We start from the raw sequence: 19,115 nt of genomic DNA on the forward strand, positions 1-19,115 counted from the left end.
TGCAATATCGGAATCAGACCCTTGAACCCCTCATCACCTAGAATTAAACCAGTCCAACTTTCGGGGGCCAGTTCACGAGGCGGTGCGTGGCGGGGTTATTTAGTACGGCTCTTATTGCAGCCAGTCAAAGTCGAGCAAGAATGCCTCGACATCGAGCATGTCCAGCTCATCTGGCGCGTGGCCAACAACGAATGCGAAGGACTCAGCGACGTCCTTGGTCGTCGCGGGAGTAAGTCCCGCGTCAACGAGATTTTCCGCTACGCGGGCAGAAACCGGTGTCTGAGACACGGTATCCAAACCCGTACCCGTGGTGGAGTCCTTGAACATATCGCTGATGCCACCAAAGAAGGTCCGCATCGTGTTCATCTCTCTCACCTCTCAAAGTTGCTCTGTTGATAGGTACAAATATACTTGGTACTTACCCACTAAGCAACACTTAGGCCACTTAAAGTTAACCTTTTGTTAACTTTAAGTGGCTGTGAGGCATATTATATAATCTCGGGCTCGCCCAGCCCGCGGGCTACCCTTAAAGGTCGCCAAATGGTGCGAAGCCAAAGTAGTGGTCAAGGGAATCGCGTGCGATCCACGCGATTGCCACCACGATAACGGCACCCAATACGGCATAGACGGTCCACCCCAGCACCTTCATTTGCCGGCTAGCGGGAGTATCGCCTACCACCACACCGTTATCGTCCCGAATGGGATCCCCCGTCATGGAACGCATACCCAAGGCGAAGAGCAAGGGAATACCAGCGCCGAAGACGAGGGCTAGGCCAGCGACGCGGAGTATAGATTCGAAGATTTCTGCAATAGTCATGATCTAGCGCTCCTCGTGTGGAGTAGATGAGGTGGAGTTATTGTCCCCGTTAACCGCCGATACGGGGGTCATGCCGCCTGCGGCCGCGACAGACTCTTTCGCACCAACGCGCGGTTCCAAGGACGAATCCACGGACTCAGCGTTTTCGTCCCAGTCATTATTGACGTTGGAGGCATCGACTGGGTTCATGCGGGAGCGGATGACGATGAGTGCGGTCATGGCCAAGAGCAGAACAAAGTCCACGACGGCACCGGTAGCCATCGTCGTGGCAGAGGAGACGCCGTGCGCCAGCCACCACGAAGCGAAGCCAACGAAGGCAGCACAGGGCAGCGTAATGAGCCAGGCGGCCACCATGCGCATCGCCACACCCCAGCGCACGTCCGCGCCGCGGCGACCCAAACCAGTACCAAGGATGGAACCGGTGGACACGTGAGTCGTAGACAGTGCCATACCACCAGATGCGGAGGTCAAGATGATGGCCGCGGACGTAGCCTCGGCTGCCATACCCTGTGGGGATTCGATCTCAACCAAGCCCTTGCCCAGGGTGCGAATAACACGCCAGCCACCGGACAAGGTACCGGCCGCAATGGCAACCGCACAGGAGATAATGACCCAGGTGGGAATGCGGGCATCAGCAACCGCATGACCCGAAGCCACGAGGGCGAGGAAGATAACGCCCATGGTCTTCTGAGCGTCACCGGCACCGTGGGCCAGCGATACCAAGCAGGCGGTAACAATCTGGCCGTGACGGAAGTGCTCGTTCTTTTCCTTATTCGGAATGGTGTTGGTCACCCAATAAACGAGGAAGGTGGCGCAGGCGGACACCAGCGCGGCGATAATCGGGGACGCCACCGCCGGGATAATGATCTTGGCCATAATGGAGGTCCACTCCACTCCCCCAGTACCCATGGCAGCGAAGGCTGCACCGATAAGGCCGCCAAAAAGGGCGTGGGAAGAGCTAGACGGCAGTCCGAGCAACCAGGTGAAAAGGTTCCACAGAATACCGCCGATAAGGCCGGTAAAGACCACCATCAACAGGGCCTGGCCGTCTGAGTCAGCGGCTGCACCCGAAAGGTCATAGGAATCGAGGTTGACGATACCCTTAGCCACCGTTGCCGCGACATTCACGGACAAGAATGCGCCAACGAGGTTAAGTGCGGCAGAAATCGCTACCGCAGTAAATGGCTTCAGCGCGCCCGTAGCAATGGAGGTTGCCATCGCATTGGCAGTGTCGTGGAAACCATTGGTGAAGTCGAAGGCTAAGGCGGTAACCACCACAATGCCCAAGATAATCAGAGTCGCTGTCACAGCATTGGCCCCTTGTAAGCAATTAACAAATGAGAAGAAAGTGTAATTGCGGCGCCGTCACGCGTCGCGTACGAAGTGCAGCGTACTCCGCAATAATAAGCTAAGCCAATAGCGTTTCTTAGAAGTAAACTACACTTTGCCTAGTGTTAACCTTTCGCCCATGCCCTAGTGTCAGCTACTCGTCGAAAATCTGCGGTTTACCAGCATTTTTTAAGAAACCTAATCTATTTTCAGCCTTTAATACCGTGGCGGAAAACACTAAAAGAGGTGCGCCGGCTTAACGCCAACGCACCTCTCGAAATAAAGGGTTTTAACTTCCCTTTTTAGCGGAAGGTAGCAAACTTCTTGACCACCCAGCGGCTCAGCACGAGCAGGACGATGCCCAGCGCGATGGAGCCGACACCCAAGGAAATAAAGAAGGTGTTTTCCGCAGCCGCATCCTCTGGGTTGTAGAAGCTAGCCAGCGAACCGGCAAGCGCGGTACCCATAGCCACGGCCATCATCCACACGGCCATCATGCGCGATGGGAACGCCTCTGGCGCCACCTTGGTGGCAAGAGAGTTGCCCACTGGAGACAGCATCAGCTCACCCATGGTGAACAGGAAGAGGATCCAGATGATGACATACATTGGTGTGGAGTTCGCACCCGAGCCGGAGAACGGTAGGAAGAAGAACAGCGATACACCGATGATGATATTGGCCACGCCGAACTTCACCGGCGTGGACCACTGACGGTCACCGAGCTTCGTCCACATAGCTGCGAAGATTGCAGAGAAGATAACGATGAAGATCGGGTTAATGGACTGCACCAATGACGGCGGAATCTCGATGCCAAAGATGTGGCGGTCCAAGCGCACATCGGCATAAATGGTCATCACGGTAAATTGCTGCTGGAAGATACCGAAGAACAGTACACCGGAGATGAACATCGGAATAAAGCCCAAGAGGCGGTTCTTTTCTTTCCGGCTTACCAAATCAGAGGTGTACATCTGAATCCAGAAGTACACGGCGGCGATCAGGGCAACGGCGGTGACGATATTGGACAGCCACTCCACCTTGATGATCCCAGTACCCAGGCCGATGACCATCACGAGGATGACGACGACAATCGCACCAAGGCCCATCAAGCGTTGCTTGGAGTCCGCCGGATTCGGAATATTGTGGCCGGCATCCTTAATGGTGGTCTTACGCATGATGGTGTACTGGATAAGGCCGAGGGCCATACCGACGGCAGCGATGCCGAAGCCCCAGTGGAAGCCCTTCCAGCCCCACATTGCGGTGGTAAGAAGCGGTCCGAAAAGGGCACCAATATTAACGCCCATATAAAAGACAGAAAAGCCGCCGTCACGGCGAGGATCGTCACGACTATACAGCGAGCCCAGCACCACCGAGGCGGTGGTCTTTACACCACCGGAACCAACGGCGATAAGGATCAGGCCGATAGCCAGGCCGGTCACGGCAGGAATGAAGGCCAAGACGAGGTGCCCAGCCATCACCATGATTGCGGAGTAGAACAGGGTGCGCTCCGCACCGAGGATGCGGTCAGCTACCAACGATGCCAACAGGCATGCCATGTACACCAAGCCGCCGTACGCGCCAACGATTGACGTCGCATCGGCACGGTCGAGGCCTAGTCCACCATCGGTTGTGGCGTAGTACATGTACAGCAGCACGATGGACTGCATGCCGTAGAAGCTGAAGCGCTCCCACATCTCCACGCCGAACAGGTTAGCTAGCCCCCACGGGTGGCCGAAAAATGTGCGCTCCCCGCTCGAAGCAGCGGGTGTGGAGGTCCGATCCTCCGCCTCTGGTTCCATATTTGTCATAGCATAATACGACCACTCAGAGGCCTAATTCACAAATCGGGCATTATACGTGAAACATCGCACAAATAAATCTGCCTAACGACCTGCAGATATTTCTCTGAAAGATTCACCCCGTTTGGGGTACATGCCCACGCGCCACTACCCTCTCCGTCACACCGCTCATAAGCATATACCGAGCCACTGATATGCGAATAATAAAAGCCCTGCGAAGGCTCCTCTCGAAGCTGCCTCGCAGGGCTTCCTCTGATGGATTTAGTCCATCAGGACCGAATTAAGAATTGAGCTTGCGGTACTCAAAGACGGTATCGATGATACCGTATTCCACGGCATCTTCCGCGGTCAAGATCTTATCGCGGTCGGTGTCGATGCGGATTTGCTCAGGCGTACGGCCGGTGTGCTCCGCCAAGGTGTTTTCCATCAAGGTGCGCATACGCTCGATCTCTGCGGCCTGGATCTCCAAGTCCGATACCTGCCCCTGGGTTCCCTGGGTTGCAGGCTGGTGGATCAATACGCGGGAGTTCGGCAGCGCCGCACGCTTGCCCGGAGCACCAGCGGCCAACAGCACTGCGGCAGCGGAAGCTGCCTGGCCTAAGCACACGGTCTGCACATCAGGGCGCACGTAGCGCATGGTGTCATAAATGGCCATCAAGGCAGTAAAGGAACCACCCGGCGAATTGATGTACATGGTGATGTCACGGTCCGGGTCCTGGCTCTCAAGAACCAGCAGCTGGGCCATGATGTCATTGGCAGAGGTGTCATCGACCTGGGTGCCCAAGAAGATGATGCGCTCCTCAAAGAGCTTGGAGTACGGGTTGGTTTCCTTCGTCCCCTGAGCGGACTGCTCAATAAAGGAGGGCAGTACGTAACGGGAACTTGGCATCTGCGACTTATTCATAATGATTTTCTCCTTATTCCCTAGTTGCTCAGTGGGCCGTTCACGGACTCGATGACGTGGTCAACAATGCCGTAGTCCTTGGCTTGCTGCGCAGTCATCCAGCGGTCGCGGTCAGAGTCCTTGGTGATCTGCTCGAAGGTTTGGCCGGTGTGCTCTGCAATGAGCTCAGCCATCTCGCGCTTGGTCTGGGCGAATTGCTCCGCCTGGATGGCGATATCGGCAGCAGTACCGCCCACACCAGCGGAAGGCTGGTGCATCATGATGCGAGCGTGCGGCAGCGCATAGCGCTTGCCCTTCGTACCACCGGAGAGCAGGAACTGGCCCATGGAAGCAGCCAAGCCCATGCCATAGGTGGAAATATCGCAGGGCGAGTACTTCATCGTGTCATAAATTGCCATGCCCGCGGTCACGGAGCCACCCGGGGAGTTGATGTAGAGCGAAATATCGCGCGTGGGATCCTCTGCGGAAAGCAGCAGGATCTGTGCGCACAACTTATTGGCAATTTCATCGTCTACCTGGGTGCCCAAAAAGATAATGCGCTCGTGCAACAGGCGCTCGTAGACGCTGTCACCCAAGTTCAGGCCGGAGCCTGCTGGGGTGGTCATCTGAAGCTGGTCAGATTTCTTAGACATTCGAAAAGTCTCCTTGAGGACGGTTAATCTCTAATGCCACCACATTACTTAATGTGGCGATAATTGTGGGGTCTGTTCGCTATCAGCGTTTGCACCGAACTTTGTCTGCGTTTTCGACCCGGCGATGAGAAAAGCCCAGCCAGACTTCCTCGTGTATGCGAGGAGTCAAGCTGGGCTTTAAGAAGAGGATTTACTCCGCGTCGGTAGCTTCGTTTTCGTCTTCATCTGCTTCACCGAAGTACTGCTCAACGTCAACGTCGTTGCCCTCTTCGTCCTTGACGGTGGTACGGCAAATGGCGGCAGCCAGTGCCTTGCCACGGCGAACGTCAGAGAACAGGTTGGCAATCTGGCCGTTGGACTGCAGCTGCTGGATGAACTGGTTCGGGTCCATGCCATAGGACTGAGCGGTGAACAGAATGTGATCCGAGAGTTCCTGCTGGGAAACTTCCGGCTCTTCCTTTTCTGCCACGGCATCCAAGAAGATCTGCGTGCGCACGGACTCTTCAGCCTGCTCGCGGGTCTGCTTATCAAACTCTTCGCGGGAGGTGCCTTGCGCCTCGAGCAGCTGTGCCAGTGCCTTCTCATCGTGTGCCAGCTGGCCCAAGATCTGGTGCAGCTGGGCGTGAGCCTGCTCGTCGACGACGGACTGAGGCAGTTCAAAGTCGACATCGGCAAGCGCAGCCTTCAGAACCTCATCGCGGATCTGGCCGGCCTGCTCAGCTTTCTTGGACTCCTCGACCTCGGTCTTGGTAGCTTCGCGCAGCTCCTCGATCGTGTCGTACTCGGAGGCCATCTGGGCGAACTCATCGTCCATGTCCGGCAGCTTGCGCTCCTTGGTCTGCTGCACGTGGACCTTGAAGGTAGCTTCTTCGTCCTTGTGCTCACCGGACTGAATGGTGGAGGTGAACTCGTTATCCTCACCGGTCTTCATGCCGCGCAGTGCTGTGTCCAGACCCTTGATGAGGTTGTCGTCACCGATGGAGTAGGACAGGCCTTCGGTGGAAGCATCCTCGATCTTCTCACCGTCTACCTCGGCGGTGATGTCGATGATGGCGTAGTCACCAGTCTTCATCTTGCGCTTGGTGTCCTTCAGCTCACCGAAGCGCTCTGCAAGATCCTCGAGGGCCTTGTCCACGTCTTCTTCGCCGGCCTTGATGGCGGGGACGGCGACGGAGATTTCGGAGAAGTCCGGAACCTCGAACTCAGGGCGGACGTCAACCTCGGCGGTGAACTCGACGAAGTCCTTGTCCTCGATCTTGGAAATGTCTACGTCCGGCTGACCGATGACCTTCAGGTCCTCGGACTGAACGGCCTGCTCGTAGCGGGAAGGCAGCATGTCATTGACAACCTGCTCCAGAATCGGGCCGCGGCCAAAGCGAGCGTCGATCAGCTGGCGCGGGGCCTTGCCCTTACGGAAACCTGGAATAGAAACCTGCTGCGCGATTGCCGCGTAAGCTTGATCGATTTCCTGGTCTAGCTCCGCAAACGGAACGTTGACGGTGAGCTTAACGCGGGTATCGCTCAGCTTGTCTACGGTGGTCTTCACGAGTGAATCTCCCTGGCTTCATTGTTTTTCTACGTACATAAAAATTAAAGGGGGTCTGAAAAACCTTATTAGGGCATTTTCAGACCCCCATACGTCGGGGCGACAGGATTTGAACCTGCGACCCCCTGCTCCCAAAGCAGGTGCGCTACCAAACTGCGCCACGCCCCGTATGTAGGCCACCAAGTTGCCTTGGCTGCGTTGCATACCTGAGCCAGTTTAGCGTGTTGGTTTTAAATCTCCTAAATCAGCCCCCTGTTAAGGGCGTAGCCGCAGGTTAGCGGCATAATTCCCGGAAGCTGGATTAGAAATCGAAATCAAACATGCCGTCAAAGAATCCGCCGCCATCACCGTCAGATAATCCGTCGAAGAAGCCGCCACCGTCACCTGCGTCTCCCCCTCCGGCACCGCCGCCCATATCGCCGGCATCCCCGGCGTCTCCGGCATCTCCGCCGCCGTCGGCTCCGTCCATTCCTTCGCCACCCTCGGCGCCGCCCCAGTCGCCGTTTTCTGCGGCGGCTGCGGAATAGCCCACGCCGGACATGCCAGCAAACATGGCGTTAAACATCATGGAATAACCCATCATCCACACGCCCGTTTGCAGGGCATCCGCCCACCAAGGGCGGGAGTACCAACCGGCCGGAACGGGGCGGCCGGCTACGGTTCCGCCTGGGTAATAGTTCGGAGTTTCCTCGGAGGCGTATGGGGACGCAGTCAGCTGCTCTCTATTCGCATCCACCGTGCGCTTCTCGGTGACCTTACCGGCGGCGCGCTGCCCCTCCAGCGGCGGCAATTCCGGGCCCGGGTTCATGTCCATAATCTCGCGAGCGGCATTGACGTAATGCATACCCTCAAGCGCCGATTCGCGGGCCAAATTGGCTTGCTTGACCGTGGTGGCCTGCGAAATAGCGGAATTAGCCGCGGTAAAGCGCTCTGATGCGTCCGCCATTGCCTGCTGCGAGGCGGTATCCGTGCCGGAGATTTGCATGACCTGACCGCCCAGACGCTCAATCCAGCGACGCGCATCCGCTTGGGCATCCGCTAACTGCTGCGCCTCTCGCTCCTCCCGGCTCTTTTTTGAGCTGCGCGAGGATAGGTACCACGCGCCACCACCGAGTACGACTACAAGAAGTAGGAGTTCCACAACAATCATCGCTTTCTTTGCCGGAATTGGTTCTATCTATTTTAACGGCCTATCCACTGCGTGTGTTCCCTATTTTCGTTTTGGGGCGCACATGCGCTAAAGTAGCCGACAGCGTTCGAGGTAACGCTGTGGGAATGTCGTATAGTGGCTAATACCTCAGCCTTCCAAGCTGAAGACGCGGGTTCGATTCCCGTCATTCCCTCGCTTTAACCCACCGTATGGTGGGTTTTTTCCATATCTGCAGCTAGGCCCCTCCTTGCCGATGCCCCCTCCATCCCGCTGCCCATCTCCCGTTAAGCGCGGCCGTGAATACATCACATTGGGGCGGTGGCCAGAAAAGCGTAATCTGGTGTGCATGACCGTACCTAATATTACTTTGAATGATGGAAATACAATCCCCCAGCTGGGCTTTGGTGTATTCCAGATGGACCCGGAAAAGACCGAGGAATACGTAGCCGAGGCGCTACGCGTGGGCTACCGCCACATCGATACCGCAGCTATTTACGGCAATGAAGAAGGCGTGGGCAAGGCCATTGCTAACTCCGGCATCCCGCGTGAGGAGCTCTTCATCACCACCAAGCTGTGGAATGACCGCCACACCGATGCCGCTGCAGCGCTGGATGAATCCCTGCAGAAGCTGGGCTTTGACTACGTAGACCTATACCTCATCCACTGGCCTACCCCGGCCAAGGGCACCTACGTGGAGGCTTGGAAGCAGCTCATTGAACTGCGCAAAGAGGGCAAGGCAAAGTCCATCGGTGTGTCCAACTTTGAGCCGGAGCACTTAGATCAGCTGGAGGTGCACACGGACGTCGTCCCCGCGATTAACCAAGTGGAGCTGCACCCTTACCTGCAACGCTGGCGCGAACTGGACGCGGGACGCGCACACGGCATCGCCATCGAGGCTTGGGGCCCGCTGGGTCAGGGCAAGAGCGATATCTTGGAGGCACCAGAGGTGACTGAAGCAGCCGAGGCACACGGTGTTTCCCCAGCCCAAGCCATTATTCGCTGGCACCTGCAAAATGGGGTCATCCTCTTCCCCAAGTCCTCGACGCCATCGCGCATTGCAGAAAACTTCGATGTCTTCGGCTTCGAGCTCACGGATGCGGAAATGGCTGCCATTACCTCGTTGGAGGAAGGCGAAGACGGCCGCGGTGGGCACCACCCCAATGACATGAACGACGCATAATGTGCTCGGCATAATCACCACATAAAACGCCGCGTGGCCCAAATGGCCCGCGGCGTTCATTTATGTCTGTGCAAGGAACTTGGCGGCTTTAGCGCGGGTCCTTAGGCAGCTCAGGTGGGATATTGGTGCGCTCGTATTCTGCGAGGATATCGATGCGGCGCTGGTGGCGCTCGGCGCGGGACCATTCTTGATCCAAGAAGGCATCCACGATTTCTAGGGCCTCTTCTTGCGAGTGCATGCGCCCGCCGATGCCGATGAGCTGCGCATTATTGTGCTCGCGGGCCAGGCGCGCGGTTTCTGGCGACCATGCCAGCGCGCAGCGCGCGCCCTTGACCTTATTGGCGGCAATCTGCTCGCCATTTCCGGATCCGCCCAGCACGATTCCCAGAGAACCTGGATCGTTGACGGTGCATAGGGCCGCTTCAATGCAGAATGCGGGGTAGTCATCCTCGGCGTCATAGGTATGAGCGCCGCAGTCGATAACGTCATGGCCTTGTTTGGTGAGGTGTTCAGAAATCAGGTTTTTAGTCTCAAAACCTGCGTGGTCAGCTCCAAGATATACGCGCATAACCCCTACAGTACCGGCACCGCCGCCTTCTAGGCACCACTTTGCACAACCTATTTCGCCCATAGCCCAGCACTGTTAAGCTAAAGCGCAGATTACGTGCTGCACAGAAAGGCGATAAAAATGAACCCTCGCGTCCTCGCACTCTACGGCAGCATCCTTGCTATCGCGGTGCTGTTATTTGCGGCGAATATTTTCTTAACCAATAAGAACTACCTAGTGCCGCTTATTCATACCGCACTTTTCACAGTCGCCCACCTAGTACTGGGGCTGTGGTGGCTGAACCAGAGGGCGATAAAGAAAAATCGCCCCGGCGGTTTGGCCGCGGTGATTGGGATTTTATCCCTGCTCACCGCGGCCTCGTGGGCCACGTGGGTGGCCGCCGCTTGGTCAGAATTCCAGGCTCAGGCGGCCCTGCCCATCATCAATATCGCCGGGGTACCGGCGTTTTTACTCACGCCGGTAATCGCGGTGTGCTGCCTTGCCGCCGCGGTAGGCCGCAGGCAAGACCAGCAGCGCTTATAACTAGTCCTCTTCTACCTGTGGCATCTCCGTGCGGGAGCGCTTGATTTCGAAGAAGTAAGGGAACTGAGCCAGGCGCACGGAGGCATCGAAAAGCTCACCGGCTTCCTCACCCTTGGGAACGCGGGTGATAACCGGGCCGAAGAAGGCGGTATCGCCCAGCTTAATAACCGGGGTTCCTACCTCATCGCCCACGGAAGAAATTCCGTTGTGGTGGTACTCGCGCAGCTTCTCGTCGTACTCCTCGGTGTGGGCCACCTCTGCAAAGTCTGCGGGGAGGCCAACCTGCTCTAATGCCTGGGCGATGATCTCGTCATAGCCACCATCGCCCTTCTTGCCGCCGTTGCCCTTGGCGTGAATCAGGGTGCCCATGGCGGTATAAAGCTCATCAACCTTTTCTGGCTGCTCGGTCTTAACCTTGGCGAATACGCGGGCAGGGCCCCAGTTGGCCTCCATCATTTCCATGTATTCGGGATCAAGATCGCGGCCATCATTAAGCACCGACAGGGACATCGGCTCGAATTCCACCGCAATATCGCGGACCTTTTCTACCTCTTTTATCCAGCGGGACGTTGCCCATGCGAACGGGCAGGAAGCATCGAACCAAAACTTAACTGGGGTAGTCATTATTCCTCCTTGAAATAAGTGCAGTTTGCCCCACCACTGTAAACCCGCTGCTAACCTTGATGCATCACTATTTTCGTTAGCAAAGGAGAATCTAGGCAATGACCTCTGTAAACCTCACGTGGGAGGAAGCAAAAAATCGCTCCCAGATGCTCAAGGTTGACCATTACGATGTCACTTTAGACCTTAAGCATTCCGATACCCACTTCCTGTCCACCACCACGGTGCGCTTTAGCACCCAGGAGGCCGGTTCTACCTTCATCGATCTGCGCGCGGACAAGCTGCACGAGGTGCGCCTGAATGGAAACCCGCTGCCCACGCAGTCTTATGACCCCACCTGCGGCATTCCCCTTTCCGGGCTGCAGGTAGCGGAGTACACGCTCGAGGTCACCGCTGAGATCCCCTTCTCCCGCACCGGCGAAGGCCTACACCGCTTCGTGGACCCTGCCGATAACGAGGTCTACCTCTACACCCAGTTTGAAACCGCCGATGCCAAGCGCGTTTTTGCCTGCTTCGATCAACCGGATCTGAAGGCCACCTACTCCCTGCACTTTAAGGCTCCGGAGGAGTGGACCATTATCACCAATGGCCCGGTCACCCGCGAGGGCGATACCACCCACTCCGAAATCGACTACCCGCTGTCGACCTACCTGGTTGCCTTGTGCGCAGGCCCGTACCACGAGGTCACCGATATCTGGCGCGGTGAGCTGACCGAGCACCCCGAGGGCAAGCCGGCCCAGCAGCTCGAGGTCCCGCTTGGTATTTACTGCCGCGCCTCTCTGGCAGATTCCCTCGATGCGGAGCGCCTCTTTACTGAGACCAAGCAGGGCTTTGACTTCTATCACCGCAACTTCGGCTTCCCCTACCCCTTTGGCAAGTACGACCAGATTTTCGTCCCCGAGTTCAACGCCGGTGCGATGGAAAACGCCGGCTGCGTGACCATCCGCGATGAATACGTCTTTACCTCACAGGCCACGCACTACAAGTACGAGCTCCGCGCCGATACCATCCTGCACGAGCTCGCCCACATGTGGTTCGGTGACCTCGTGACCATGCAGTGGTGGAATGACCTGTGGCTCAACGAGTCCTTCGCCACCTGGTCCGCTGCCATTTCGCAGGCGGAAGAAACCGAATACGATACCGCCTGGGTCACCTTCGCCAACGTGGAAAAGTCCTGGGCCTACCAGCAGGATCAACTGCCTACCACCCACCCCATTTCCACCGATGCCAGCGATATCGAAACCGTGGAGCAAAACTTCGACGGCATCACCTACGCCAAGGGCGCCTCGGTGCTCAAGCAGCTGCAGGCTTATGTCGGCCGCGAGAACTTCCTCGCTGGCGTGCGCCGCCACTTCGCCGCCCACGCGTGGGGTAATGCCACCTTCGATGATCTGCTCCGCCACCTCGAAGAGGCGTCTGGGCGTGATCTATCCTTCTGGGCGCAGCAATGGCTGAAGACCACTGGTATTAATACCCTGGCGGTTGCCACGGCGGCCGACGATGACGGCACCATCACCCAGGCGCACCTTACCCAGCGCGGCGATACCCTGCGCACCCACCGCGTGGCGGTGGGCCTGTACGGCACGCAGGGCGGCAAGGTCGTGCGCACCGAGCGCCTTGAGATGGACGTGGAGGGCAAATCCACCGAGATCCCAGAGCTGGTCGGTCGCAACCTCAATGACATCGACTTCATCCTGCCCAACGATGACGATCTGACCTACTGCCTCATCGCTTTGGACGCAGGCTCCCTGCAATTCCTGCTGGATAATATCGAGAAATTCGATGACCCCATGGCGCGCACCCTCTGCTGGTCCACCGCCTGGGAGATGACCCGCGCCGGCACCATGCGCGCCCGCGACTTCATCCGCTTGGTGGCCCGCGGCATGAAGGCGGAGACCGAGCTCGCCGTCCTCGAGCGCATCGTCTCGCAGGCTTCTACCGCGCTGAAGAACTACGCGGATCCGACGTGGGCGAAAGACAGCACGGTTCTGGCGCAGGCGCTTGTCGATGGCGCCCGGAGCACCGATACGCAGCGTTCCATCATCTGCACGCAGGCGCTGTCCAGGATTCCGCTGCACCAGCCGGCCCGCGACTACCTGCACGATCTCCTCGCGGATTCCGATGATGCCGGGCTGCGCTGGTCCGCCGTCGCAGCGCTTGCTGCCGCGGGCGCGCTTGCCGATGCCGAGGCCGCCATCGCCGCCCAGCTCAAGCGCGATAACTCCGCTACCGGCCACTACTCTTCCCTGCGCGCCCGCGCCGCGATTGCCACCGCGGATAATAAGCGCGCGGTATGGGAAGAGATCGTCACCGGGGATCTCACCAACCGCGAGCTCACCTCCAAGCTGGAAGGGCTGAACTACCCGCACTCCGATGACCTCCTGCCCACCGCGGAATTCTTTGAGGTGGCCGAAAAGATCTGGGATTCCCAGTCCTCCGAGGTGGGCCTGACCACCGTCACCGGGCTATTCCCGTCCTGGGATATCACCCAAGACGGCCTCGATCGCGCCGATGCCTTCCTGCAGAAGGATCTGGCTGGCGGCCTGCGCCGCGCGATTACCGAGCAGCGCGACCGCGTGGCCCGCGCCCTGCGCAACCGCGAGCTCGACGCCAACTAGGTGACTATTTCTTGCGGAGGTTCAGCTCGATGCGCGGGCGCACCTGGATCTCCGTGAGCTGGGTGGTGGGCCCAGCCTCCACGACGGTGCGGATGGCGCGCGCCACCTCCACGGGCGCAATAACCTCGCTCGGGTTATAGTCCTGCAGGCCCTCCAGCATCGGGGTGTCGGTGGGGCCTGGCGCCACGGTGGAGACGCGGATACCGGGTTCGGAGATACGCAGGGCATCGGCAAGCGCATACAGCGCGTGCTTCGTCGCGGCATAAACCACGTTATCGCCGTAGCTCTTGCGCCCCGCCCCCGAGTTAATGAAGACGACGGTGCCCTCTGCCTTGCGCAGCTGCGGCAAAAGCGCGCGGGTGACCTCCGCCGGCGCGTGGACGTTTAAGTCCATGTGGGCGCGCCAATCGTGCGGGGTGGCCTCTTCCACCGAGAACTTCGTGGCGCGCGCCGCGCCGTGCACGAGCACATCGACCCGCTCTAGCTCGGGCAGCTGCATGCCCTCGTCCAAGCCGGCGACCAAGTCGCTGGCAACCGGCGTGATATTCGCGGCCTCCGGCAGCTCTTCGGCGCTGCGGCCCAGCGCATACACGTGGTGATCGCGGGCGAGATCCTTGATGATCTCGCGCCCCATGCCACCGGTGGCACCGGTAACGACGGCGATTTTCTCTGGCACATTCGTGGTATCAGTCATGCCACCCCATCATAGGGAAAATGGATGCTAGCGGTGCGCGGCGTCCGTCCCCGTTCCGCGATGTGGAACGATAGGGGCTATGGCTACTCCTGCAATCGCGATCGTCGGCATGGGCCCGCGCGGCATTTCCATCTTGGAACGCCTCGCCGCCCGCATGGATGATTCCAGTTCCCCCGTTACCGTCCACCTCATCGACGAGGCCCAGCACGGCGCCGGCCGCGTCTGGGACACCGCCCAAACCAAGACCCTGTGCATGAATACGCGCGCGGGCGCCGTCACGCTTTTTACCGAGCCCGGCGCGACGGTGAATGCCCCAGTGCTCGAGGGGCCGACGCAATACGAGTGGATCCAGCTGCTGCGCGGTGAGGGCGATAAGGTAGCTCCTGCCAAGCGCGAGCTTTTTACCCAGCACCCTCCGGCCGCGCATATTGCCACCGAGTACCGCGCGGAGCTGGCCGCTACCCGCCCGGAGTCCAACCCCACCCGCGCGTTATATGGCGAGTACCTGCGCTGGGTCTATGATGTGGTGCTGGCGCGCCTGCCGGAGAGCATTTCTACGGTCAGCCACCACCACCGCGTGGAGACCATCTCCGCAGACGGCGCGGCCGATATCCTGCACTTGGACGATGGCTCGCAGGTGCGCGCCGATGCCACGGTCCTAGCCTATGGCTGGATGGCGCCGCGCTTTAATGATGAGGAGCAGCGCTTGGCGGAGTCTGGGTTGCGGTGGATCGCACCGGGCAACCCCGTGGAACAAGACTATGGCGCCATTCCCGCCGGTGAAGACGTGTTGGTGCGCGGTCTGGGCATGGGCTTTTATGACATCATGGCGCTAACCACCATCGAGCGCGGGGGCAAATTCGTCGAGGATGCCACCACCCGCTCCGGCCTGCGCTACGAGGCGAGCGGGAAGGAACCACATTTCATCGTCTCGTCCGGGCGCGGTTATCCCTTTCATCCCAAATCCGAGTACAACGAGCTGCCGCCCACGATGCCGCGGCGGCGGTTGCATGAGGTCATCGACAAGCTCCAGGGCACTGAGGACATCGACTTTGACGCCCAGGTTTGGCCTGCCATCGCCCGCGATAGCTACGAGACGTATATCACCACGCTGGAACGGGTGAATCCGGAAGCGCTGCTCCGCCCGCGCGAAGAGATCCTCGCGGTCATCGATTCCACCGCGCCAGATGATCTCGGCACCGCCCTTGCTCCCCTGGTCACCCTGCCGTGGGATATGACAGATCTTATGTACCAGGTCGCTGGTTTTACCGGCGATATTTCGGCGCTCACCGCCCACATTGCGGATAGCCTGGCGAGCGATATTCAGGAGGCTGCCGCCGGCCACGATTCGCCCATGAAGGCAGCACTGTGGTCGCTGTCCCAGTCGCGCAAGCCCGCCTCCATCCTCGGCGCGGAAGGCCGCTATACCCGCGAGTCCCGCACGGGCCGCTACGCGCAGTTCATGTCCTTTGGGCAGATGGTGGGCTCGGGACCTCCGCTTTTCCGCGTGCGCCAATTGCTCGCGCTTGTCGATGCCCACCTAGTCCGCTTCCTCGGCGATCACCCCACCCTCGCCATCGAGTCAGACCATTTCACCCTGACCTCTGGCCCGCGCTCGGCATCCGCGCCCACGCTTGTCGATGCCTTTATGCACAAGCCCGATATCCGCGTCGCCGACGATCCGCTCACCCGCGGATTAGCCGAGAATGAGCGGGTGCGTCCGTTTGCTGATCACGGGCAGGACACCGGTTCCCCCGAAACCGATGGTGCCACGCGGCGCACCGTCCATCCGGACGGCAGCCTGGATGAACGCCTGCATATCGTGGGCATCCCCACCTATGCGCAGTGGCCGGATACAACGATTTCCCCCATGCCGGGCACGGATCCGCTCATGCTGCAGGAAACAGATAAGACCGCCGGTTCCCTCTTAAAGGTTGCCGGCGGCCACTAAGTACGCGTTTTAGAGCGCTTTTAAAGGGCGTCGAGGGCCTGCTGCAGATCCGCTAGCAGGTCATCGATGTCCTCGATGCCGATGGAGATGCGCACCATGTCCTCCGGCGGCACCAATTCGGAGCCTTCAGCCGATACGTGGGTCATATTCTGCGGGTGCTCGATGAGCGATTCCACCCCACCCAGCGATTCCGCTAGGCAGATAAGCCGCGTATTCAAACAAATCTGCTTGGCGTGCTCTGGGTTGTGGAAGCGCACGGACATCATGCCGCCGAACCCGCGCATCTGCTGCGCCGCCAGCTCGTGGCCCGGGTGCTCCGCCAATCCCGGGTACCGCACCTGTTTGACCTCTGGGCGGGCCTGTAAGAATTCCGCCACCTTTTGCGCATTGGCGCAGTGGCGGTCCATGCGCACGCCGAGGGTCTTAATACCGCGGGCGGTCAGGTAGGCATCGAAAGGCGAGGCGACCGCGCCCACATTGCCCTGGAAATACAGCAGCTGCTCATCCACCTCGGGGTCATTGGTAACTACGGCGCCACCGAGGACATCGGAATGCCCACCCAAGTACTTCGTGGTGGAGTGCAGGACGTGGTCTGCGCCGAGTGCGAGCGGGTTCTGGAGGTACGGTGTGGCGAAAGTATTATCCACCAGCACCTGAGCATTGCCCTTAACCTTGGCCACTGCCGCAATATCGGTGATATTCAGCGCCGGGTTGGTCGGGGTTTCTAGCCAGATGAGCTTGGTATTGTCCTTGACCGCAGCGGCGACGGCATCGACATCGCAGGTATTGATAATGGACATCTCCACGCCCCACTCCGTGAAATCATTAAGCAGGCGGTAGGAACCGCCGTAGGAGTCATTGCCCAAGATGACGTGGTCGCCGGGGCGCACCAGAATGCGCACCATCGTATCGGCGGCTGCCATACCAGTGGCAAAGACGCGGGCGTAGTCCGCGCCCTCCAGCGCAGCCAAGGTCTTTTCAAGGGATCGAACCGTCGGGTTGGCCACGCGCCCGTATTCGAAGCCGCCGCGCAGCTGCGCGAGGCCATCTTGGGCGAACGTGGTCGAGGCGTAGATCGGCACGTTAATGGATCCCATGTGCGGATCCGGGTGATATCCAGCGTGAATGGATCGGGATGAAAATCCTTTTGCCAAGTTATGCGCGCTGTGTTCAGTCATGCCTCCCAATCGTAGACTAAGCGGTTCATCCACACCGGCCATTCGGCAATTTATATTCGGTTCCGCCCGCGCTGCAATTTCTGCGCTGTCAGTGAGATTTCAGGATTCTTCTCTACAATGGGTGCGGTTAGCTTGTGTCTACGATCAAGAAAGAATGATGAGTACGAACTTATTTATCACGGCTCAGGGCGCTGCAGAGAAAAAAGACGATGCAGTCGAGTCCGTATCGAGCTTCTGGAACGACGAAAACGTTCAGCTTTGGCTTATCGAGCGGCCCATTCGCATCGGCCTCATTATCATCTTGGCCTTCATTGCGCACTGGGCGCTGCGCCACCTCATCAACCGGCTGGCGAAAAACAGCATTAAGGCCTCCACCCTCAAAAAGCCCAGCCGCAGCCGCAGCAGGTCTGGAGAGGACGGACAACCGGATGACACCCTGCGAGAAACAAGGGAGGCCCGCCGGGCCTCGAGGATTAAGACCCTCGCCGGCGTGGGGCGATCGGCGGTTGCCATCGTGATCTGGGTTTCGGCCGGCATCGCCATCCTGGATGAATTGGAAGTCAACGTTGCCCCGCTGATCGCGTCTGCCGGTGTAATCGGTGTCGCCCTCGGCTTCGGTGCACAGGAACTGGTCCGAGACTTCCTCTCCGGTATTTTCATGCTCATTGAGGATCAATACGGCATTGGCGATGTCATTGACTTAGGCAACGGCGTCTTCGGTGACGTCGAGTCCATTTCCCTGCGCATTACCACCGTCCGCGATATCGACGGTGCCCTGTGGTACGTCCGCAATGGCGAAATCTTGCAGGTGGCTAACCACTCCGATGAGTACTCCGTTGCCCGCATCCAAATCCCTGTCGGGCTATCCAATGACCCTGAGGTTGCTGGCGATGTCATCGACAAGGCTGTCAAGGATGCCGTCAAGGACGAAAAGATCCGCAAGATGGTGCTCAGCACCCCGCGCATCGACGGCATGTCCAAGTTCGAGCCGGACTACGTATCCTTCCGCGTGTCCACCAAGACGCTGCCGGGCCGCCAGTGGGACGTCCAGCGCTTTGTCCAGTCCCGCGTCCTCAACGTCATGCACGCAGAGGGCATTACCACCCCGTACCCACACGGCATCGGCATTGCCAATCCTCACAAGAGAGACGATGCCTAAATGAATTCCGTCTATGAAGCCATCGGTGGGACCCCTACCTTTGAGCGCCTCGTGCATGGCTTTTATGACCAGGTCAAAGAAGATGACGTGATTGGTCCCATGTACCCGGATCAGGATTGGGAAGGCGCGGAACAGCGCCTAACCTGGTTTCTGATTCAGTACTGGGGCGGTCCCCAACACTTCTCCGAAAACCGCGGCCACCCGCGCCTGCGCATGCGGCACGCGACTTTCCCCATTGACATGGAAGCCCACGACCGCTGGCTCGAGCTCATGGGAAAGTCCCTCGATAGCATCGAGGAAGACACCATCCCGCCGGCGTATCGCACCATGATTTGGGACCACATGCAGCGCGTCGCCGCCATGCTCATCAATAGAGCGCCTTAATTTTCACCTGCTTGTAACGCTGCTTTTGCAAGCGTTTCAAGCCACAAACAGGGGCCCTCGCACTTC

At 58.9% G+C, this 19,115-nt stretch carries 18 protein-coding genes and 2 tRNA genes; 7 read left to right on the forward strand and 13 right to left on the reverse strand.

What is annotated here, in order from left to right; genetic code table 11:
- Positions 1-111: 111 nt before the first annotated feature.
- The 9 genes from ABRP64_RS10265 to ABRP64_RS10305 form a co-directional block, all read right to left on the reverse strand.
- Positions 112-366, reverse strand: a complete 255-nt coding sequence (locus tag ABRP64_RS10265; RefSeq protein WP_284770209.1) for a hypothetical protein — start codon at positions 364-366, stop codon at positions 112-114.
- 160 nt (positions 367-526) lie between these two features.
- The gene (locus ABRP64_RS10270; RefSeq protein ID WP_284785765.1) at positions 527-817 is read right to left on the reverse strand and encodes a hypothetical protein; all 291 of its coding nucleotides are present in this window, start codon (positions 815-817) and stop codon (positions 527-529) included.
- Between the two features lie 3 nt (positions 818-820).
- The gene (locus ABRP64_RS10275) at positions 821-2,125 is read right to left on the reverse strand and encodes an inorganic phosphate transporter (RefSeq protein ID WP_284785767.1); all 1,305 of its coding nucleotides are present in this window, start codon (positions 2,123-2,125) and stop codon (positions 821-823) included.
- Between the two features lie 323 nt (positions 2,126-2,448).
- The gene (locus ABRP64_RS10280; RefSeq protein ID WP_349866358.1) at positions 2,449-3,951 is read right to left on the reverse strand and encodes a peptide MFS transporter; all 1,503 of its coding nucleotides are present in this window, start codon (positions 3,949-3,951) and stop codon (positions 2,449-2,451) included.
- A 271-nt stretch (positions 3,952-4,222) separates the two neighbouring features.
- Positions 4,223-4,849 carry an ATP-dependent Clp protease proteolytic subunit gene (locus ABRP64_RS10285; protein ID WP_284770299.1) on the reverse strand — a complete coding sequence of 209 codons (627 nt, stop codon included), beginning with the start codon at positions 4,847-4,849 and terminating at the stop codon, positions 4,223-4,225.
- A gap of 17 nt (positions 4,850-4,866) precedes the next feature.
- Positions 4,867-5,478, reverse strand: a complete 612-nt coding sequence (locus tag ABRP64_RS10290; RefSeq protein ID WP_023023580.1) for an ATP-dependent Clp protease proteolytic subunit — start codon at positions 5,476-5,478, stop codon at positions 4,867-4,869.
- Between the two features lie 190 nt (positions 5,479-5,668).
- The gene (gene tig, locus ABRP64_RS10295) at positions 5,669-7,024 is read right to left on the reverse strand and encodes a trigger factor (protein WP_349866360.1); all 1,356 of its coding nucleotides are present in this window, start codon (positions 7,022-7,024) and stop codon (positions 5,669-5,671) included.
- Positions 7,025-7,118: 94 nt separating this feature from the next.
- Positions 7,119-7,192: transfer RNA gene (locus ABRP64_RS10300), tRNA-Pro, on the reverse strand.
- Positions 7,193-7,325: 133 nt separating this feature from the next.
- Complete coding sequence (locus ABRP64_RS10305) at positions 7,326-8,174, reverse strand: DUF1542 domain-containing protein (protein WP_349866364.1); 849 nt, start codon at positions 8,172-8,174, stop codon at positions 7,326-7,328.
- A 121-nt stretch (positions 8,175-8,295) separates the two neighbouring features.
- Here ABRP64_RS10305 and ABRP64_RS10310 point away from each other — a divergent pair.
- Positions 8,296-8,367: transfer RNA gene (locus ABRP64_RS10310), tRNA-Gly, on the forward strand.
- A 153-nt stretch (positions 8,368-8,520) separates the two neighbouring features.
- Positions 8,521-9,354, forward strand: a complete 834-nt coding sequence (locus tag ABRP64_RS10315; RefSeq protein ID WP_284796441.1) for an aldo/keto reductase — start codon at positions 8,521-8,523, stop codon at positions 9,352-9,354.
- Between the two features lie 88 nt (positions 9,355-9,442).
- On the opposite strand, the gene ABRP64_RS10320 is transcribed toward ABRP64_RS10315, so the two are convergent.
- Positions 9,443-9,922 (reverse strand): ribose-5-phosphate isomerase, encoded by a 480-nt coding sequence (locus ABRP64_RS10320; protein WP_005277878.1) that lies wholly within the window; start codon positions 9,920-9,922, stop codon positions 9,443-9,445.
- A gap of 120 nt (positions 9,923-10,042) precedes the next feature.
- Between ABRP64_RS10320 and ABRP64_RS10325 the strand changes: the two genes are divergently transcribed.
- Positions 10,043-10,444: a hypothetical protein gene (locus ABRP64_RS10325; protein ID WP_284796444.1), complete on the forward strand. Its 402-nt coding sequence runs from the start codon at positions 10,043-10,045 to the stop codon at positions 10,442-10,444.
- Here ABRP64_RS10325 and ABRP64_RS10330 read toward each other — a convergent pair whose 3' ends face one another.
- Positions 10,445-11,068, reverse strand: coding sequence for a mycothiol-dependent nitroreductase Rv2466c family protein (locus ABRP64_RS10330; RefSeq protein ID WP_284796446.1), 624 nt, complete (start codon positions 11,066-11,068; stop codon positions 10,445-10,447). It lies immediately after the preceding gene.
- Between the two features lie 98 nt (positions 11,069-11,166).
- Here ABRP64_RS10330 and pepN point away from each other — a divergent pair, with 98 nt between their 5' ends.
- Positions 11,167-13,683, forward strand: a complete 2,517-nt coding sequence (pepN, locus tag ABRP64_RS10335; RefSeq protein ID WP_349866366.1) for an aminopeptidase N — start codon at positions 11,167-11,169, stop codon at positions 13,681-13,683.
- Between the two features lie 4 nt (positions 13,684-13,687).
- Here pepN and ABRP64_RS10340 read toward each other — a convergent pair whose 3' ends face one another.
- Positions 13,688-14,377: an SDR family oxidoreductase gene (locus ABRP64_RS10340; RefSeq protein ID WP_284770202.1), complete on the reverse strand. Its 690-nt coding sequence runs from the start codon at positions 14,375-14,377 to the stop codon at positions 13,688-13,690.
- Between the two features lie 79 nt (positions 14,378-14,456).
- Between ABRP64_RS10340 and ABRP64_RS10345 the strand changes: the two genes are divergently transcribed.
- On the forward strand, positions 14,457-16,328 hold the full coding sequence (locus tag ABRP64_RS10345; protein WP_349836095.1) for an FAD/NAD(P)-binding protein: 1,872 nt from the start codon (positions 14,457-14,459) through the stop codon (positions 16,326-16,328).
- 20 nt (positions 16,329-16,348) lie between these two features.
- Here ABRP64_RS10345 and ABRP64_RS10350 read toward each other — a convergent pair whose 3' ends face one another.
- Positions 16,349-17,506 carry a cystathionine gamma-synthase gene (locus tag ABRP64_RS10350; protein WP_284796450.1) on the reverse strand — a complete coding sequence of 386 codons (1,158 nt, stop codon included), beginning with the start codon at positions 17,504-17,506 and terminating at the stop codon, positions 16,349-16,351.
- Between the two features lie 154 nt (positions 17,507-17,660).
- Here ABRP64_RS10350 and ABRP64_RS10355 point away from each other — a divergent pair, with 154 nt between their 5' ends.
- Positions 17,661-18,665, forward strand: a complete 1,005-nt coding sequence (locus tag ABRP64_RS10355; protein ID WP_349866368.1) for a mechanosensitive ion channel family protein — start codon at positions 17,661-17,663, stop codon at positions 18,663-18,665.
- On the forward strand, positions 18,666-19,049 hold the full coding sequence (locus ABRP64_RS10360) for a globin (protein ID WP_005277863.1): 384 nt from the start codon (positions 18,666-18,668) through the stop codon (positions 19,047-19,049). It abuts the gene before it with no gap.
- Positions 19,050-19,115 lie beyond the last annotated feature (66 nt).

It is taken from the genome of Corynebacterium sp. KPL4015 (genome assembly GCF_040225725.1).
GTDB classification, from domain to species: Bacteria; Actinomycetota; Actinomycetes; order Mycobacteriales; family Mycobacteriaceae; genus Corynebacterium; species Corynebacterium rhinophilum.

Excerpts from the sequence above, each read along its gene's own strand:
- ABRP64_RS10265 (WP_284770209.1), bottom strand. The coding sequence starts at position 366 with ATGAACACGATGCGGACCTTCTTTGGTGGCATCAGCGATATGTTCAAG.
- ABRP64_RS10270 (WP_284785765.1), bottom strand. The coding sequence starts at position 817 with ATGACTATTGCAGAAATCTTCGAATCTATACTCCGCGTCGCTGGCCTA.
- ABRP64_RS10280 (WP_349866358.1), bottom strand. The coding sequence starts at position 3,951 with ATGACAAATATGGAACCAGAGGCGGAGGATCGGACCTCCACACCCGCT.
- ABRP64_RS10290 (WP_023023580.1), bottom strand. The coding sequence starts at position 5,478 with ATGTCTAAGAAATCTGACCAGCTTCAGATGACCACCCCAGCAGGCTCC.
- ABRP64_RS10305 (WP_349866364.1), bottom strand. The coding sequence starts at position 8,174 with ATGATTGTTGTGGAACTCCTACTTCTTGTAGTCGTACTCGGTGGTGGC.
- ABRP64_RS10315 (WP_284796441.1), top strand. The coding sequence starts at position 8,521 with ATGACCGTACCTAATATTACTTTGAATGATGGAAATACAATCCCCCAG.
- ABRP64_RS10320 (WP_005277878.1), bottom strand. The coding sequence starts at position 9,922 with ATGCGCGTATATCTTGGAGCTGACCACGCAGGTTTTGAGACTAAAAAC.
- ABRP64_RS10325 (WP_284796444.1), top strand. The coding sequence starts at position 10,043 with ATGAACCCTCGCGTCCTCGCACTCTACGGCAGCATCCTTGCTATCGCG.
- ABRP64_RS10330 (WP_284796446.1), bottom strand. The coding sequence starts at position 11,068 with ATGACTACCCCAGTTAAGTTTTGGTTCGATGCTTCCTGCCCGTTCGCA.
- pepN (WP_349866366.1), top strand. The coding sequence starts at position 11,167 with ATGACCTCTGTAAACCTCACGTGGGAGGAAGCAAAAAATCGCTCCCAG.
- ABRP64_RS10340 (WP_284770202.1), bottom strand. The coding sequence starts at position 14,377 with ATGACTGATACCACGAATGTGCCAGAGAAAATCGCCGTCGTTACCGGT.
- ABRP64_RS10345 (WP_349836095.1), top strand. The coding sequence starts at position 14,457 with ATGGCTACTCCTGCAATCGCGATCGTCGGCATGGGCCCGCGCGGCATT.
- ABRP64_RS10350 (WP_284796450.1), bottom strand. The coding sequence starts at position 17,506 with ATGACTGAACACAGCGCGCATAACTTGGCAAAAGGATTTTCATCCCGA.
- ABRP64_RS10355 (WP_349866368.1), top strand. The coding sequence starts at position 17,661 with ATGATGAGTACGAACTTATTTATCACGGCTCAGGGCGCTGCAGAGAAA.
- ABRP64_RS10360 (WP_005277863.1), top strand. The coding sequence starts at position 18,666 with ATGAATTCCGTCTATGAAGCCATCGGTGGGACCCCTACCTTTGAGCGC.